The following is a 15985-nucleotide window of genomic DNA, read 5'->3' on the forward strand; positions in this document are numbered from 1 at the left end:
CTCCGGGAGGGTACCGTTCGGGAGATCAGCGTCAGTCGTACGAGACGGAGTGGCACCGGATGCAGCACGCAGTGGGGGCTCCGCTGCCGCCCCACCGCCCGGGGCAGGGATCGGCCGCATGGACACCCAGCGCCCACCATCCGGGGCCGGTCCCCGGGCCTCCCGCCGGGCCGCCCGCTCCGCCGCCGCCTCCTCCGATGACCGGACCGCCGATGCCCGCCCCCGCGCAGCCGGGGTGGAACGGGACCGTCCCGCAGCATCCGTCCGTTCCGCCGTCCCGTGAGACCACCGGACACATCCAACTGCCGCCCGGCCAGCCCGTTCCCCTGCCCGACCCGCCTCCCGCCGACAGCGGCACGGGGACGGCCATGCTCGCCGTGCTGCTGATCGGCCCGGCCGGCGCGGGCAAGACGACGGTGGCCCGCCACTGGGCCAGGCACCGGCGGGTGCCCACCGCGCACATCAGCCTCGACGACGTCCGCGAATGGGTGTGCTCAGGTTTCGCCGACCCCCAGGACGGCTGGAACGACAACTCCGAGGCCCAGTACCGCCTCGCCCGCCGCACCTGCGGCTTCGCCGCGCGCAACTTCCTGGCCAACGGCATCTCCTGCATCCTCGACGACGCGGTCTTCCCCGACCGCCCGGTCGTCGGTCTCGGCGGCTGGAAGCGCCACGTCGGCCCCGGGCTGCTGCCGGTGGTGCTCCTGCCGGGCCTGGAGATCGTCCTCGAGCGCAACGCAGAGCGCACGGGCAACCGCCGCCTCTCGGACGAGGAGGTCGCGGGCATCCACGGCCGGATGGCGGGCTGGTACGGCTCGGGCCTGCCGATCATCGACAACTCGAAGTACGACGTCGAGACGACCGCGCGCGTCCTGGACGACGTCCTGGCGCGCGCGATCGCCAGCCCACCGAACTGGTGACGCGCTTCAGGCATGGGCGCCCTGACCGGGGCCGTGCCCCGAGCCCCGCGCCTCGATCCCCCTACGGCCTGGCGGGCGTGGGAGGCCCCAGCGGGGCGTGATGTGCCCGGTGGCGTTCGCGCCTGAACGTGCTCCGCGTGCGGGCTTGCCCCGGCCGCGCGGCCGGATCACCAGGGCCGCCCGGCGTGGGCACGGAGCCCCAGGGGAGGGCCCCCGCTCGGCCGCGTCACCAGGCCGACCCGCCATCGGGCTCGTAGGCTCGGAGAATGTCCGAGGTGTTTGGCGCCCGACGCGGTCGGCTGCGCGACCGGTGCGCCGCCGCCGGCAGCGCAGCGGTTCTGATCTCCCGCCCCGCCAATGTCCGCTATCTCGCGGGCACCGCCCCGCCCGGCGCCGTACTGCTGCTCGGCCCCGACGAGGACGCCCTGCTGTGCCCCCGCACCCCCACAGGCGACCCCGCCGACGGGCGGCCCGACGAGGAACTGCGGCTGACCGTACTGCCCACGTCCGCAGGCGACCCGGCCGTCGCCGCGGCCGAGCTGGCGCGCAGTGCCTCCGCCGAAGCCCTCGCCGTCGAGGAGCACCATCTGACCGTCGCGCGTCACCGGGCCCTGACGTCCGTCGCACCGCGCCTGCACATCACCGACCTCGGCCTCGCCGTCGAGCAGCAGCGCATCGTCAAGGACGAGGACGAGATCGCCTGTCTGCGCATCGCCGGCGAGATCACCGACCAGGCCCTCGGCGAGCTCCTCGAGTCGATCCTCGTGGGCCGCACCGAACGGCACCTCGCGCTGGAGCTGGAGCGCCGTCTCGTCGACCACGGCGCCGACGGCCCCGCCTTCCCCACCTCCGTGGCCACCGGACCGAATTCCGGACGGCCCGGCCACCGCCCCAGCGACCGCCGCGTCGAGGAGGGCGACTTCCTGTCCGTCTGCCTGGGTGCCAACTACCGCGGGTACCGCTGCGAGATCGGCCGCACGTTCGTGATCGGCACGACTCCGGCGGACTGGCAGATCGAGCTGTACGAGCTCGTGTTCGCCGCTCAGCGCGCCGGCCGGGAGGCCCTGCTGCCGGGGGCCGCCTACCGCGAGGTGGACCACGCGGCCCGCCAGATCCTGGACGCGGCGGGCCATGGCGAGGCCCTCGCGCCCCGCACGGGGCACGGTGTCGGGCTCGAAATCGGTGAGGACCCGCAGCTCGCCCCTGCGGCCATGGGTAAACTGGACGCTTGCGTGCCGGTCACCGTCGAACCGGGGGTCCACCTCCCGGGCCGGGGCGGCGTCCGGATCGATGACACGCTCGTCGTGCGCCAGGAGGCGGACGGCGGACCCGAGCTACTCACCATCACGACCAAGGAGCTGCTCGCGCTGTAATGCGCGCCTCCGCAGCCACTGGGTCGTCCACCAGCGTCAGTCCAGGAGATTCCGCAACCGTGGCTTCCACGAACGACCTCAAGAACGGCATGGTGCTCAAGCTCGACGGAGGCCAGCTCTGGTCCGTCGTCGAGTTCCAGCACGTCAAGCCCGGCAAGGGCCCGGCCTTCGTGCGCACCAAGCTCAAGAACGTGCTCTCCGGCAAGGTCGTCGACAAGACCTTCAACGCAGGCGTGAAGGTCGAGACGGCCACCGTCGACCGACGCGACATGCAGTTCTCGTACATGGACGGCGAGTACTTCGTCTTCATGGACATGCAGACCTACGACCAGCTGATGATCGACCGCAAGCAGGTCGGCGACGCCGCGAACTTCCTCATCGAGGGCTTCACGGCCAGCGTCGCGCAGCACGAGGGCGAGGTGCTCTACGTCGAGCTCCCGGCCGCCGTCGAGCTCACCATCCAGCACACCGAGCCGGGCGTGCAGGGCGACCGCTCCACCGGGGGCTCCAAGCCCGCCACCCTGGAGACCGGCTACGAGATCCAGGTCCCGCTGTTCATCACCACCGGCGAGAAGATCAAGGTCGACACACGCTCGGGCGACTACCTCGGCCGGGTGAACAGCTAACCGTGGCTGCCCGTAACAAGGCCCGCAAGCGTGCCTTCCAGATCCTCTTCGAGGCCGACCAGCGCGGGGCGTCCGTGCAGACGGTCCTCGCGGACTGGGTCCGGCACGCCCGCTCTGACGACCGTCAGCCGCCGGTCGCCGAGTACACCATGGACCTCGTCGAGGGTTACGCGGAGCACGCGGCCCGTATCGACGAGCTCATCGCCACGTATGCGGTCGGCTGGACGCTGGACCGGATGCCGGTCGTCGACCGCAACATCCTGCGGCTCGGTGCGTTCGAGCTGGTGTGGATGGACGAGACGCCCGACGCGGTCGTGATCGACGAGGCGGTGCAGCTCGCCAAGGAGTTCTCCACCGACGAGTCTCCGTCCTTCGTGAACGGCCTGCTGGGCCGCTTCAAGGACCTCAAGCCGACCCTCCGCCGCGACTGAACCGAGCGGCGGCGCGCCGGCTTCACCGGGCCCGGGGCAGAAGAAGACCGTCTTCTGCCCCGGGCCCGGTGCTTTTCGGCCACGCGCTTCATCGACTGCTCCGTGCCCCGCACCGAAAGGATTCGGCCACCGATCGGTTCTGTGAGGATTCAGTGCACACGCGGGCTGCGAGGCGCCTGTTGCCTGCCCGGCAGGGCAGGCTTCACCCCGCCCGGTGTGCGGGCCCGGGCGGGGTGCGCGGCGACGCGCGCTGGGAGGGCACGTCGCAGACGTGCCCTCCGGCCCACTCACGAACAGCTTGCCTCAGTGCTGGATCAGGCCGCCGACCGGGACGGGAGCGACGTGGCCGGTCGCCGGAACGGTCTGTGCCAGGGCGAGGCCGATGTCGACCAGCGATGACCGGCGCAGGCAAGCGACATCGGGAATCGGAGTCCAGACGGACTCGTCGATTTCGCCGTTCGGCTCAGGCCGCAGCCGGCCGTCCGCAATACGGACCCGGTAGAAGATGCCGACATTCTGGTGCTCGACTCCCGCTCGCGCGGCGGCCGCGGGGATCATTCTCGAGTCCACGCCCAGCAGGCGTTCAACCGCCGCGTCGCAGCCGGTCTCCTCGGCGACCTCCCGGATCACCGCATCGAACGGATCCTCCCCGTGCTCGACTCGACCGCCCGGAAGAGTCCAGTTGCTCCCGCCCTTCGGTGGTACGTGACGGGCGAGCAGCACATGCCCGTCCTCGATGCACACGGCGTACGCCGCCAGCCGCAGACTCATCCCCTGCACCCCACACCTCTCACCGGACCCTGTCCAGCGCCGGCGGCCTCAGCGGGCTCCGGTCAAGCGGCCCCGCGTGCGTCAGGTCTGCCCCCGGGCCGCGAGCCCGCTGTGCGGGGGCCCTGTGCCGGGCTGGGTACGCCGCGCGAGACCTGCCCGCATGGGGCGCCCTGTCGGCCTCTACGTCGGGCTGACCAGCCGGCTCGTGTGAGGCCCCGCTGCCCTGGGCGCCCGCGCAGGGGCGGGGCCGCGGCCGCCGCGGCCGGGGCTCACGCGGTCCCGTCATGCCCTGTGGCGCGCCCACGAAGGGGGGCGACAGCTGCCCCGCGCCCCCGCGCCCTCAAAGGCCCTCAGGCGCCCCCAGAGGTACGCCGCTCGCCTCGTCGCTGGGCGACCATGGTGAAGGGCGGGCCGGTCTCAGCCGGGCCCGCCCTTCGGTGTGACGTTTTTTCAAAAAGGAGAGGTCAGGCCTCTTCGTGTGCGACCGCACGCCGCGCGTCCGCGTCCAGGACGCCCCAGCTGATCAGCTGCTCCGTCAGGACCGAGGGCGACTGGTCGTAGATCACGGCCAGCGTGCGCAGGTCGTCCTGGCGGATCGAGAGCACCTTGCCGTTGTAGTCGCCGCGCTGGGACTGAATCGTCGCCGCGTAGCGCTGTAGCGGGCCCGCCTTCTCCTGCGGGACGTGGGCCAGGCGCTCCAGGTCGAGGACGAGCTTCGGCGGCGGCTCGGCGGCCCCGCCCGGCGTCGTGCCCGGCAGCAGCTCCTGCACCGGGACGCCGTAGAAGTCCGCGAGCTCGGCGAGGCGCTGTACGGTCACGGCACGGTCGCCGCGCTCGTACGAGCCGACCACGACGGCCTTCCAGCGGCCCTGGGACTTCTCTTCCACGCCGTGGAGGGACAGCCCCTGCTGGGTGCGGATGGCGCGGAGCTTGGCCCCGAGCTGTTTTGCGTATTCGCTGGACATATAGCTCCCCGGACGCTGTGACAACGTGCGGCTCCGCCGCGCGACTGGTAACTCACTGTGAGGTTACGCAGCGTGACTTGGCTGAGTCAAGCCGAACGGTCCGGACCGGTTTCGGTCACGGGCCGGCGTACCCGGACCAGTACACCCATCAAGCACTGGTAACGTGGGCGGCGCAATTCCGACGTCCTTTAAGGTCCGTCCCGTGAGGCGGAGAAGGAGGTCCGTTTCATATGGACACGCAGAACTCCGATGCGGCCCGCCCCGTCCTCGAGGCGCCCGACATCGCGCGGGTACTGACCCGCATCGCCCACGAGATCGTCGAACGCGCCAAGGGCGCCGACGACGTGGTGCTCCTCGGCATCCCGACCCGCGGTGTGGTCCTCGCCCGCCGGCTCGCCGACAAGCTCGAAGGCATCACCGGCCGGAAGGTCCCGGTCGGCTCCCTCGACATCACCATGTACCGGGACGACCTGCGGCTCAAGCCCGCGCGTGCGCTCGAGCGCACCGAGATCCCCGGCGACGGCGTCGACGGTCGTCTCGTCGTCCTCGTCGACGACGTGCTCTTCTCCGGCCGCACGATCCGCGCCGCCCTCGACGCCCTCGGCGACCTCGGCCGCCCCCGGGCCGTGCAGCTCGCGGTCCTGGTCGACCGCGGCCACCGTGAGCTGCCCATCCGCGCCGACTACGTCGGCAAGAACCTCCCCACGTCGCTGCGCGAGACGGTCAAGGTCCAGCTCGCCGAGGAGGACGGTCGCGACACCGTGCTGCTCGGGCTGAGGGAGACCGCCCCGGCCGGCGAGCGCTAGCACCGCTTCCGTACGCCCTTTTCTTCCCGTACGGCGTGCGTTGCTGCGCGCCCGCATGTCTCACGAACCTCCACAGACCTGGAGAAATCACCCAGATGATGCGCCACCTCATCTCGGCCGCCGATCTCACCCGCGACGACGCCGTTCTGATCCTCGACACCGCCGAGGAGATGGCCCGCGTGGCCGACCGGCCGATCAAGAAGCTCCCCGCCCTGCGCGGCCGCACGGTGTGCAACCTCTTCTTCGAGGACTCCACCCGTACCCGGATCTCCTTCGAGGCCGCCGAGAAGCGCCTGTCCGCCGACGTCATCAACTTCGCAGCCAAGGGCTCCAGCGTCTCCAAGGGCGAGTCCCTGAAGGACACCGCACAGACCCTGGAGGCGATGGGCGTCGACGCCGTCGTCATACGGCACAGTGCCTCCGGCGCCCCCTACCGCCTCGCCACCTCGGGCTGGATCGACGCTCCCGTCATCAACGCCGGCGACGGCACCCACCAGCACCCCACCCAGGCCCTGCTGGACGCCTTCACCATGCGCCGCCGCCTCGTCGGCAGGGACGCGGGCCTCGGCCAGGACCTGGCCGGCAAGCGGATCACGATCGTCGGGGACGTCCTGCACAGCCGGGTCGCCCGCTCCAATGTCGACCTGCTGCACACCCTCGGCGCCCAGGTGACCCTCGTCGCGCCGCCCACCCTTGTGCCGGTCGGCGTCGAGACCTGGCCCTGCGAGGTCTCGTACGACCTGGACAGCACCCTGACCAAGTCCGACGCCGTGATGATGCTCCGCGTACAGCGCGAGCGCATGAACGCCGCCTTCTTCCCGACCGAGCGCGAGTACTCCCGCCGCTACGGCCTGGACGGCCACCGCATGGCCAAGATGCCCGAACACGCCATCGTGATGCATCCCGGGCCGATGGTCCGCGGCATGGAGATCACCGCCGAGGTGGCCGACTCCGACCGCTGCACGGTGATCGAGCAGGTCGCCAACGGCGTCTCCATCCGCATGGCCGTGCTCTACCTGCTGCTCGGCGGCAACGAATCCGACGCCCCCCAGTCCCGTACCGAGGAGAAGTAAGAACCATGAGCAAGATCCTGATCCGCGGTGCGAAGGTACTCGGCGGCGAGGCGCAGGACGTCCTGATCGACGGCGAGACCATCGCGGCCGTTGGCACCGGGCTGTCCGCCGAGGGCGCCCAGGTGATCGAGGCCCGGGGGCAGGTCCTCCTGCCCGGGCTCGTCGACCTGCACACCCATCTGCGCGAGCCGGGCCGGGAGGACTCCGAGACCGTCCTGACCGGCACGCGTGCCGCCGCGAGCGGCGGCTACACCGCCGTCTTCGCCATGGCCAACACCTTCCCGGTCGCCGACACCGCCGGCGTCGTCGAGCAGGTCTACCGGCTCGGCAAGGAGTCCGGCTACTGCGACGTGCAGCCCATCGGCGCCGTCACCGTCGGCCTGGAGGGCAAGAAGCTCGCCGAGCTCGGCGCCATGCACGAGTCCGCCGCCGGCGTCACCGTCTTCTCCGACGACGGCAAGTGCGTCGACGACGCCGTGATCATGCGCCGCGCGCTGGAGTACGTGAAGGCCTTCGGTGGCGTCGTCGCCCAGCACGCCCAGGAGCCGAGGCTCACCGAGGGCGCCCAGATGAACGAGGGCATCGTCTCCGCCGAGCTCGGCCTCGGCGGCTGGCCCGCCGTCGCCGAGGAGTCGATCATCGCCCGCGATGTCCTCCTCGCCGAGCACGTCGGCTCCCGCGTGCACATCTGCCACCTCTCCACCGCCGGGTCCGTCGAGATCGTCCGCTGGGCCAAGTCCCGCGGCATCGACGTCACCGCCGAGGTCACGCCGCACCATCTCCTCCTGACCGACGAGCTGGTCCGCTCCTACAACCCGGTCTACAAGGTCAACCCGCCGTTGCGCACCGAGCGCGATGTGATGGCCCTGCGCGAGGCGCTCGCCGACGGCACGATCGACATCGTCGCCACCGACCACGCCCCCCACCCGCACGAGGACAAGGACTGCGAGTGGGCCGCGGCCGCCATGGGCATGGTCGGCCTGGAGACCGCCCTGTCCGTCGTCCAGCAGACGATGGTCGAGACCGGCCTGCTCGACTGGGCCGGCGTCGCCGACCGCATGGCGTACGCGCCCGCGCGGATCGGCCGGGCCATGGGCCACGGGCGGCCCGTCTCGGCTGGTGAGCCCGCGAACCTCACCCTCGTCGATCCGGCATACCGTGGTGAGGTGGACCCCGCGGGCTTCGCCTCCCGCAGCCGCAACACCCCCTACGAGGGCCGCGAGCTGCCGGGACGCGTCACCCACACCTTCCTGCGGGGCCGGGCTACGCTCGTGGACGGGAAGCTGGCGTGACACCTGCACTCATCAACCTGGCGGCGGAGCAGAAGTCCGCGGAGGTGACCGACTGGGCGGCCCGCCTCGGCTGGGTCGCCGGACTGCTGCTGTTCATCGCCTTCGTCTACTGGCTGATGCGCCAGGGCTGGAAATGGCGCGGCAGCCTCCAGTCGGACCTGCCCGAGCTGCCCGCGGCGCCCGCGGAGCCCGGCACGGCGAAACTGACGATGACCGGCCGCTACCACGGCTCCACCACCGCCGGGCAGTGGCTCGACCGGATCGTCGCCCACGGGCTCGGGACCCGCAGCCGGGTCGAGCTCACGCTCACCGACGCGGGACTGGTCGTCGTACGTCCCGGTGCGTCGGACTTCTTCGTACCGAAGGACGCACTGCGCGAGGCCCGGCTCGACAAGGGCATCGCGGGCAAGGTCCTCGCCGAGGGCGGTCTGCTGATCGTCACCTGGGCGCACGGCGACCGGCTGATCGACTCCGGCTTCCGCTCCGACCACGCGGCAGAGCAGAGCGAATGGGTCGAGACCCTCACCAACATGATCAACACGACGGAAGGCACCGCACGATGACGATCTCCACCCGGGGAGCCGCCAAGGCTCCCGCCGTACTCGTCCTGGAGGACGGCCGCACCTTCCGCGGCCGTGCCTACGGGGCCGTGGGGGAGACCTTCGGCGAGGCGGTGTTCAACACCGGAATGACGGGCTACCAGGAGACACTGACGGACCCGTCGTACCACCGCCAGGTCGTGGTCATGACCGCGCCGCACGTCGGCAACACCGGCGTCAACGACGAGGACGACGAGTCCAAGCGGATCTGGGTCGCCGGGTACGTCGTCCGCGACCCCGCCCGCATTCCCTCCAGCTGGCGCTCCCGCCGCTCCCTCGACGAGCAGCTGACCGCTCAGGGCGTCGTCGGCATCAGCGGCATCGACACCCGCGCGCTCACCCGCCACCTGCGCGAGCGCGGCGCTATGCGCGTCGGCATCTTCTCCGGCCCTGCGTTGACCAGCGCCTCCGGCGCGGGGCCGGCCGACGACGCCACCCTGCTCGCGCGCGTGCAGCAGGCCCCCGAGATGAAGGGCGCCGACCTCTCCTCCGAGGTCACCACCACCGAGGCGTACGTCGTCCCGGCCATCGGCGAGAAGAAGTTCACCGTCGCCGCCCTGGACCTCGGCATCAAGGGCATGACCCCGCAGCGCATGGCGGAGCGCGGCATCGAGGTGCACGTCCTGCCCGCGACCGCCACCGCCGACGACGTCTACGCGGTGGACCCCGACGGCGTCTTCCTCTCCAACGGCCCCGGCGACCCCGCCACCGCCGACCTGACCGTCATCAAGGCGCTCCTGGAGCGCAGGACCCCGCTGTTCGGCATCTGCTTCGGCAACCAGCTGCTCGGCCGCGCGCTCGGCTTCGGCACGTACAAGCTGAAGTACGGCCACCGCGGCATCAACCAGCCCGTGCAGGACCGTACGACCGGCAAGGTCGAGGTCACCGCGCACAACCACGGATTCGCCGTCGAGGCCCCCCTCGACAAGGTCTCCGACACCCCCTACGGCCGCGCCGAGGTCTCCCACGTCTGCCTCAACGACAACGTGGTGGAGGGCCTCCAACTGCTCGACCAGCCGGCCTTCAGCGTCCAGTACCACCCCGAGGCGGCCGCGGGCCCGCACGACGCCGCGTACCTCTTCGACCGCTTCATGTCTTTGATGAACACAGCCCTGATGGAGGCCGAGCGTGCCTAAGCGCACCGATATCCAGTCCGTCCTGGTCATCGGCTCCGGCCCGATCGTCATCGGCCAGGCCGCCGAGTTCGACTACTCCGGCACCCAGGCCTGTCGCGTCCTCAAGTCCGAGGGTCTGCGCGTCATCCTGGTCAACTCCAACCCGGCCACGATCATGACCGACCCGGAGATCGCCGACGCGACCTACGTCGAGCCGATCACCCCGGAGTTCGTCGAGAAGATCATCGCCAAGGAGCGCCCCGACGCGCTGCTGCCCACCCTCGGCGGCCAGACCGCGCTCAACACCGCCATCTCCATGCACGAGCAGGGTGTGCTGGAGAAGTACGGTGTCGAGCTGATCGGCGCCAACGTCGAGGCCATCAACAAGGGCGAGGACCGCGACCTGTTCAAGGAGGTCGTCGAGGCCGTCCGGGAGAAGATCGGCCACGGCGAGTCCGCCCGCTCGGTCATCTGCCACTCGATGGACGACGTCATCAAGGGCGTCGAGACCCTCGGCGGCTACCCCGTCGTCGTCCGCCCGTCCTTCACCATGGGCGGCGCCGGCTCGGGCTTCGCCCACAACGAGGACGAGCTGCGCCGGATCGCCGGTCAGGGCCTCACGCTCTCCCCGACCACCGAGGTGCTCCTGGAGGAGTCCATCCTCGGCTGGAAGGAGTACGAGCTGGAGCTGATGCGCGACAAGCACGACAACGTCGTGGTCGTCTGCTCCATCGAGAACTTCGACCCGATGGGCGTCCACACCGGTGACTCCATCACCGTCGCCCCGGCAATGACGCTCACCGACCGCGAGTACCAGCGCCTGCGCGACATCGGCATCGCGATCATCCGCGAGGTCGGTGTCGACACCGGCGGCTGCAACATCCAGTTCGCCGTCGACCCCGACGACGGCCGGATCATCGTCATCGAGATGAACCCGCGCGTCTCCCGGTCCTCCGCCCTCGCGTCCAAGGCAACCGGCTTCCCGATCGCCAAGATCGCCGCGAAGCTCGCCGTCGGCTACACGCTGGACGAGATCCCGAACGACATCACGGAGAAGACCCCGGCCTCCTTCGAGCCGACCCTCGACTACGTCGTCGTCAAGGCCCCGCGGTTCGCGTTCGAGAAGTTCCCGCAGGCGGACTCCACCCTCACCACCACCATGAAGTCGGTCGGCGAGGCGATGGCCATCGGCCGCAACTTCACCGAGGCGCTCCAGAAGGCCCTGCGCTCCCTGGAGAAGAAGGGCAGCCAGTTCTCCTTCACCGGCGAGGTGGGCGACAAGGACGAGCTGCTGCGTGAGGCCGTGCGCCCCACGGACGGCCGCATCAACACCGTCATGCAGGCCATCCGCGCGGGCGCCACGCCCGAGGAGGTCTTCGAGGCGACGAAGATCGACCCCTGGTTCGTCGACCAGCTGTTCCTGATCAAGGAGTACGCGGACGAGCTCGCCGCCGCCGAGAAGCTCCACCCCGAGCTGCTCGCCGAGGCCAAGCGCCACGGCTTCTCCGACGCCCAGATCGCCGAGATCCGCGGCCTGCGCGAGGACGTCGTGCGCGAGGTCCGCCATGCGCTCGGCATCCGCCCGGTCTACAAGACGGTCGACACCTGCGCCGCCGAGTTCGCCGCGCGGACCCCGTACTTCTACTCGTCCTACGACGAGGAGTCCGAGGTCGCGCCGCGCACCCGGCCCGCCGTGATCATCCTCGGCTCCGGCCCCAACCGCATCGGCCAGGGCATCGAGTTCGACTACTCCTGCGTCCACGCCTCCTTCGCGCTGCACGACGCCGGGTACGAGACCGTGATGGTCAACTGCAACCCGGAGACCGTCTCCACCGACTACGACACCTCCGACCGCCTGTACTTCGAGCCGCTCACGCTCGAGGATGTGCTGGAGATCGTCCACGCCGAGTCGCTCGCTGGCCCCATCGCCGGTGTCGTCGTCCAGCTCGGCGGCCAGACCCCGCTGGGTCTCGCTCAGGCGCTGAAGGACAACGGCGTCCCGGTCGTCGGCACCTCCCCGGAGGCCATCCACGCCGCCGAGGACCGCGGCGCCTTCGGCCAGGTCCTCGCCGAGGCCGGGCTGCCCGCGCCCAAGCACGGCACCGCCACCACCTTCGCCGGCGCCAAGGCCATCGCCGACGAGATCGGCTACCCGGTCCTGGTCCGCCCGTCGTACGTGCTCGGCGGCCGGGGCATGGAGATCGTCTACGACGAGGCGCGCCTCGAGGCGTACATCGCCGAGTCCACCGAGATCTCCCCGACCCGCCCGGTCCTCGTCGACCGCTTCCTCGACGACGCGATCGAGATCGACGTCGACGCGCTCTACGACGGCCATGAGCTCTACCTCGGCGGCGTCATGGAGCACATCGAGGAGGCCGGCATCCACTCCGGCGACTCGGCCTGCGCCCTGCCTCCGATCACCCTCGGCGGCTTCGACATCAAGCGCCTGCGTGCCTCCACCGAGGCCATCGCCAAGGGTGTCGGCGTCCGCGGCCTGATCAACATCCAGTTCGCGATGGCCGGCGACATCCTCTACGTGCTGGAGGCCAACCCGCGGGCCTCCCGGACCGTCCCCTTCACCTCGAAGGCGACCGCGGTCCCCCTCGCGAAGGCCGCCGCGCGCATCTCGCTCGGCGCGACCATCGCCGAGCTGCGCGAGGAGGGCCTGCTGCCGAAGAGCGGCGACGGCGGCACCCTGCCGCTGGACGCGCCGATCTCCGTCAAGGAGGCCGTCATGCCCTGGTCGCGCTTCCGCGACGTGCACGGCCGCGGCGTGGACACCATCCTCGGCCCGGAGATGCGCTCCACCGGTGAGGTCATGGGCATCGACTCGGTCTTCGGCACGGCGTACGCCAAGTCGCAGGCCGCCGCCTACGGCCCGCTGCCCACCAAGGGCCGCGCCTTCGTCTCCGTCGCCAACCGCGACAAGCGCTCGATGATCTTCCCGGCCCGCGAGCTGGTCGCGCACGGCTTCGAGCTGCTCGCCACGTCCGGCACGGCCGAGGTGCTCAAGCGCAACGGCATCAGCGCCACCATCGTGCGCAAGCAGTCCGAGGGCCCCGGGCCGAACGGTGAGCGCACCATCGTCCAGCTCATCCACGACGGCGAGGTCGACCTCATCATCAACACCCCGTACGGCACCGGCGGCCGCCTCGACGGCTACGACATCCGCACGGCGGCGGTGGCCCGCTCCGTGCCGTGCCTCACGACGGTCCAGGCGCTCGCAGCCGCCGTCCAGGGCATCGACGCCCTCAACCACGGAGGCGTGGGCGTCCGATCGCTTCAGGAACACGCGGAACACCTGACCGCGGCCCGCGACTAGTCACCCGAGGGGGACACCGGAAACGGTGTCCCCCTCCTCATGAGGACACCGCTGTGTACACATTCTTCTTCCGCCTCGTCTTCACCCGCATGGACCCCGAGAAGGCCCACCACCTGGCCTTCCGGTGGATCCGGCTCGCGGCCCGCATCCCCGTCCTGCGCACCTTCGTGGCCGCCGCCCTCGCGCCGCGCTTCAAGGAGCTGCGCACCGAGGCGTTCGGGCTGCGGATGCACGGCCCGTTCGGGCTCGCCGCCGGCTTCGACAAGAACGCCGTCGCCATCGACGGCATGGCCATGCTCGGCTTCGACCACGTCGAGATCGGCACGGTCACCGCGCAGCCCCAGCCCGGCAACCCCGTCAAGCGCCTCTTCCGGCTCGTCCCGGACCGCGCGCTGATCAACCGCATGGGCTTCAACAACGAGGGCTCGGCCGCCGTCGCCGCCCGTCTCGCCGCCCGCCGCGAGATCTTCCGTACGACCGTCGGCGTCAACATCGGCAAGACGAAGGTCGTCCCGGAGGCGGAAGCCGTCGCCGACTACGTCACCTCCACCGAGCGCCTGGCGGCCCACGCCGACTACCTCGTCGTCAACGTCTCCTCGCCCAACACCCCCGGCCTGCGCAACCTCCAGGCCACCGAGTCGCTGCGCCCGCTGCTCACCGCCGTACGCGAGGCCGCCGACCGCACGGTCACCGACCGCCGCGTCCCGCTGCTCGTCAAGATCGCGCCCGACCTCGCGGACGAGGACGTCGACGCCGTGGCGGACCTCGCCGTCGAGCTCGGCCTCGACGGCATCATCGCCACCAACACCACGATCGCCCGCGAGGGCCTCGGCCTCACGTCCCCGGCCGAACTGGTGGCGGAGACCGGCGGCCTGTCCGGCGCGCCGGTCAAGGCACGCTCCCTGGCGGTCCTTCGCCGGCTGTACGCGCGCGTGGGCGACCGCATCACGCTCGTCGGCGTCGGCGGCATCGAGAACGCCGAGGACGCCTGGCAGCGCATCCTGGCGGGCGCCACGCTCGTCCAGGGCTACAGCGCGTTCGTCTACGAGGGCCCGTTCTACGCCCGCGCGATCCACAAGGGCCTGGCCGCACGCCTCGCGGCCAGTCCGTACACCACCCTCGCCGATGCCGTCGGCGCCGAGACGCGAAAGGCAGCCACCGCATGAGCCCTCTGGAGCCCTTCGGCACACGACTGCGCCGCGCCATGGACACCCGTGGCCCGCTGTGCGTCGGCATCGACCCGCACGCCTCCCTGCTGACCGCGTGGGGCCTGAACGACGACGTGAACGGCCTGGAGCGGTTCACCCGCACCACGGTCGAGGCGCTCGCCGACCGGGTCGCCGTTCTCAAGCCGCAGTCGGCGTTCTTCGAGCGCTTCGGCTCGCGCGGCATCGCCATCCTGGAGAAGGCCGTCGAGGAGGCCCGGGCCGCCGGTGCGCTGGTCCTCATGGACGCCAAGCGCGGCGACATCGGCTCGACCATGGGCGCGTACGCGGAGACGTTCCTGCGCAAGGACTCGCCGCTGTTCTCGGACGCCGTCACCGTCTCGCCGTACCTCGGCTTCGGCTCACTGCGGCCCGCGCTGGACCAGGCCGTGCTGAGCGGCTGCGGTGTCTTCGTGCTCGCCCTGACCTCCAATCCGGAGGGCGCCGAGGTGCAGCGGTCCACGGCCGCGAACGGGCAGTCCCTGGCGCAGCTGATGCTCGACCACATGGCCGCCGAGAACGAGGGCGCCGAGCCGCTCGGCTCCGTCGGTGCGGTCGTCGGCGCCACGCTCGGCGTCACCGGCGTGGATCTCGACATCAACGGGCCGCTGCTGGCCCCGGGCATCGGCGTCCAGGGGGCGACCCCGGCGGACCTGCCGGGCGTCTTCGGCGCGGCCGTCGGCAACGTCGTGCCGAGCGTCAGCCGGGCCGTACTCAAGCACGGCCCGGACGCCGCCTCGCTGCGCTCGGCGGCGGAGCGGTTCGCGGACGAGGTGCGCGAAGCGGTGGCGTCCGCGGAGGTCTGACCGCGTGCCGGGCCCGGCGTGTGCGCTCTCGGGTACCGGGCCCGCGCTCTGTGTGACCGCCGGAACCTGCGGCTCAGGCCTCTTGCTGTACTTCTTGGCCGAAAAGGCAGTCGTTATGCCTGAAATGTCCCGATCGGTCGATGCTGACCAGGACTTTTCGTCTGTTCTCGCTGACTGGAGCGGTGATGGCCGCTAGTCTCCGTCGAAGAGCGAACGTGCAGGCAGCGTCCGGCAAAGGCGTACTGCGTTGCTCGTTGCTCGCCTGGTGTGGGGCGACTAGGTTCCTCACCGGTCCGTATCCGACAGTTCGACATCCGAGGTGACGTAGGCGTGGCTCTTCCGCCCCTTACCCCTGAACAGCGCGCAGCCGCGCTCGAAAAGGCCGCCGCGGCTCGCCGGGAGCGGGCCGAGGTCAAGAATCGACTCAAGCACTCCGGCGCCTCCCTCCACGAGGTCATCAAGCAGGGTCAGGAGAACGACGTCATCGGCAAGATGAAGGTCTCCGCCCTGCTCGAGTCCCTGCCGGGCGTGGGCAAGGTCCGCGCCAAGCAGATCATGGAGAGGCTCGGCATCTCCGAGAGCCGCCGAGTCCGTGGTCTCGGCTCCAACCAGATCGCCTCCCTGGAGCGCGAGTTCGGCGGCGGCGCCGCCTGACGTTCTCGGGCACCCCCGGGAACCTGG

15 protein-coding genes are annotated in these 15985 nt (G+C 71.0%); 13 read left to right on the forward strand and 2 right to left on the reverse strand.

What is annotated here, in order from left to right:
* Positions 1 to 59 precede the first annotated feature (59 nt).
* The 4 genes from ACH5AF_RS24860 (at position 60) to nusB (ending at position 3350) form a co-directional block, all read left to right on the forward strand.
* Positions 60 to 920 (forward strand): Pro-rich N-terminal domain-containing protein, encoded by an 861-nt coding sequence (locus ACH5AF_RS24860; protein ID WP_398904328.1) that lies wholly within the window; start codon positions 60 to 62, stop codon positions 918 to 920.
* Positions 921 to 1186: 266 nt separating this feature from the next.
* Positions 1187 to 2293: an aminopeptidase P family protein gene (locus tag ACH5AF_RS24865; RefSeq protein WP_398904329.1), complete on the forward strand. Its 1107-nt coding sequence runs from the start codon at positions 1187 to 1189 to the stop codon at positions 2291 to 2293.
* A gap of 59 nt (positions 2294 to 2352) precedes the next feature.
* Positions 2353 to 2919 carry an elongation factor P gene (gene efp / locus ACH5AF_RS24870; protein ID WP_177153303.1) on the forward strand — a complete coding sequence of 189 codons (567 nt, stop codon included), beginning with the start codon at positions 2353 to 2355 and terminating at the stop codon, positions 2917 to 2919.
* Positions 2920 to 2921: 2 nt separating this feature from the next.
* Positions 2922 to 3350, forward strand: a complete 429-nt coding sequence (nusB, locus tag ACH5AF_RS24875) for a transcription antitermination factor NusB (RefSeq protein WP_398904331.1) — start codon at positions 2922 to 2924, stop codon at positions 3348 to 3350.
* A gap of 303 nt (positions 3351 to 3653) precedes the next feature.
* Here the strand turns inward: nusB and ACH5AF_RS24880 are convergent, their stop codons facing one another.
* Together ACH5AF_RS24880 and bldD are read right to left on the reverse strand one after the other, a co-directional pair.
* Positions 3654 to 4121: an NUDIX hydrolase gene (locus ACH5AF_RS24880; protein ID WP_398904333.1), complete on the reverse strand. Its 468-nt coding sequence runs from the start codon at positions 4119 to 4121 to the stop codon at positions 3654 to 3656.
* A gap of 464 nt (positions 4122 to 4585) precedes the next feature.
* The gene (bldD, locus tag ACH5AF_RS24885) at positions 4586 to 5086 is read right to left on the reverse strand and encodes a transcriptional regulator BldD (RefSeq protein ID WP_093608484.1); all 501 of its coding nucleotides are present in this window, start codon (positions 5084 to 5086) and stop codon (positions 4586 to 4588) included.
* A gap of 230 nt (positions 5087 to 5316) precedes the next feature.
* Between bldD and pyrR the strand changes: the two genes are divergently transcribed.
* From pyrR to ACH5AF_RS24930, 9 genes are all read left to right on the forward strand, one after another.
* Positions 5317 to 5892 (forward strand): bifunctional pyr operon transcriptional regulator/uracil phosphoribosyltransferase PyrR, encoded by a 576-nt coding sequence (gene pyrR / locus ACH5AF_RS24890; RefSeq protein WP_398904336.1) that lies wholly within the window; start codon positions 5317 to 5319, stop codon positions 5890 to 5892.
* Between the two features lie 95 nt (positions 5893 to 5987).
* The gene (locus tag ACH5AF_RS24895) at positions 5988 to 6965 is read left to right on the forward strand and encodes an aspartate carbamoyltransferase catalytic subunit (RefSeq protein ID WP_398904338.1); all 978 of its coding nucleotides are present in this window, start codon (positions 5988 to 5990) and stop codon (positions 6963 to 6965) included.
* Positions 6966 to 6970: 5 nt separating this feature from the next.
* Positions 6971 to 8257, forward strand: a complete 1287-nt coding sequence (locus tag ACH5AF_RS24900; protein ID WP_398904340.1) for a dihydroorotase — start codon at positions 6971 to 6973, stop codon at positions 8255 to 8257.
* Positions 8254 to 8820: a hypothetical protein gene (locus tag ACH5AF_RS24905; protein ID WP_398904342.1), complete on the forward strand. Its 567-nt coding sequence runs from the start codon at positions 8254 to 8256 to the stop codon at positions 8818 to 8820. Before ACH5AF_RS24900 ends, ACH5AF_RS24905 begins: the two co-directional genes overlap by 4 nt.
* Entirely contained in the window at positions 8817 to 9992 is a 1176-nt protein-coding gene (carA, locus tag ACH5AF_RS24910) for a glutamine-hydrolyzing carbamoyl-phosphate synthase small subunit (protein WP_398904343.1), read from the forward strand. The genes ACH5AF_RS24905 and carA overlap by 4 nt, the downstream gene beginning before the upstream one ends.
* Positions 9985 to 13293, forward strand: coding sequence for a carbamoyl-phosphate synthase large subunit (carB, locus tag ACH5AF_RS24915; RefSeq protein ID WP_398904345.1), 3309 nt, complete (start codon positions 9985 to 9987; stop codon positions 13291 to 13293). Before carA ends, carB begins: the two co-directional genes overlap by 8 nt.
* Positions 13294 to 13346: 53 nt before the next feature.
* Positions 13347 to 14459, forward strand: coding sequence for a quinone-dependent dihydroorotate dehydrogenase (locus ACH5AF_RS24920; RefSeq protein WP_398904347.1), 1113 nt, complete (start codon positions 13347 to 13349; stop codon positions 14457 to 14459).
* Positions 14456 to 15304 (forward strand): orotidine-5'-phosphate decarboxylase, encoded by an 849-nt coding sequence (gene pyrF, locus ACH5AF_RS24925; RefSeq protein ID WP_398904349.1) that lies wholly within the window; start codon positions 14456 to 14458, stop codon positions 15302 to 15304. The genes ACH5AF_RS24920 and pyrF overlap by 4 nt, the downstream gene beginning before the upstream one ends.
* 330 nt (positions 15305 to 15634) lie before the next feature.
* Positions 15635 to 15958, forward strand: a complete 324-nt coding sequence (locus ACH5AF_RS24930) for an integration host factor (RefSeq protein ID WP_005319887.1) — start codon at positions 15635 to 15637, stop codon at positions 15956 to 15958.
* Positions 15959 to 15985 lie beyond the last annotated feature (27 nt).

The sequence above is a fragment of the Streptomyces sp. NPDC018833 genome (genome assembly GCF_044390825.1).
Taxonomy (GTDB): Bacteria; Actinomycetota; Actinomycetes; order Streptomycetales; family Streptomycetaceae; genus Streptomyces.

What these genes read in the sequence shown, in the direction of transcription:
- bldD (WP_093608484.1), bottom strand. Translation starts at nt 5,086, where the DNA reads ATGTCCAGCGAATACGCAAAACAGCTCGGGGCCAAGCTCCGCGCCATC.
- pyrR (WP_398904336.1), top strand. Translation starts at nt 5,317, where the DNA reads ATGGACACGCAGAACTCCGATGCGGCCCGCCCCGTCCTCGAGGCGCCC.
- ACH5AF_RS24860 (WP_398904328.1), top strand. Translation starts at nt 60, where the DNA reads ATGCAGCACGCAGTGGGGGCTCCGCTGCCGCCCCACCGCCCGGGGCAG.
- ACH5AF_RS24865 (WP_398904329.1), top strand. Translation starts at nt 1,187, where the DNA reads ATGTCCGAGGTGTTTGGCGCCCGACGCGGTCGGCTGCGCGACCGGTGC.
- ACH5AF_RS24900 (WP_398904340.1), top strand. Translation starts at nt 6,971, where the DNA reads ATGAGCAAGATCCTGATCCGCGGTGCGAAGGTACTCGGCGGCGAGGCG.
- carA (WP_398904343.1), top strand. Translation starts at nt 8,817, where the DNA reads ATGACGATCTCCACCCGGGGAGCCGCCAAGGCTCCCGCCGTACTCGTC.
- ACH5AF_RS24880 (WP_398904333.1), bottom strand. Translation starts at nt 4,121, where the DNA reads ATGAGTCTGCGGCTGGCGGCGTACGCCGTGTGCATCGAGGACGGGCAT.
- pyrF (WP_398904349.1), top strand. Translation starts at nt 14,456, where the DNA reads ATGAGCCCTCTGGAGCCCTTCGGCACACGACTGCGCCGCGCCATGGAC.
- ACH5AF_RS24895 (WP_398904338.1), top strand. Translation starts at nt 5,988, where the DNA reads ATGATGCGCCACCTCATCTCGGCCGCCGATCTCACCCGCGACGACGCC.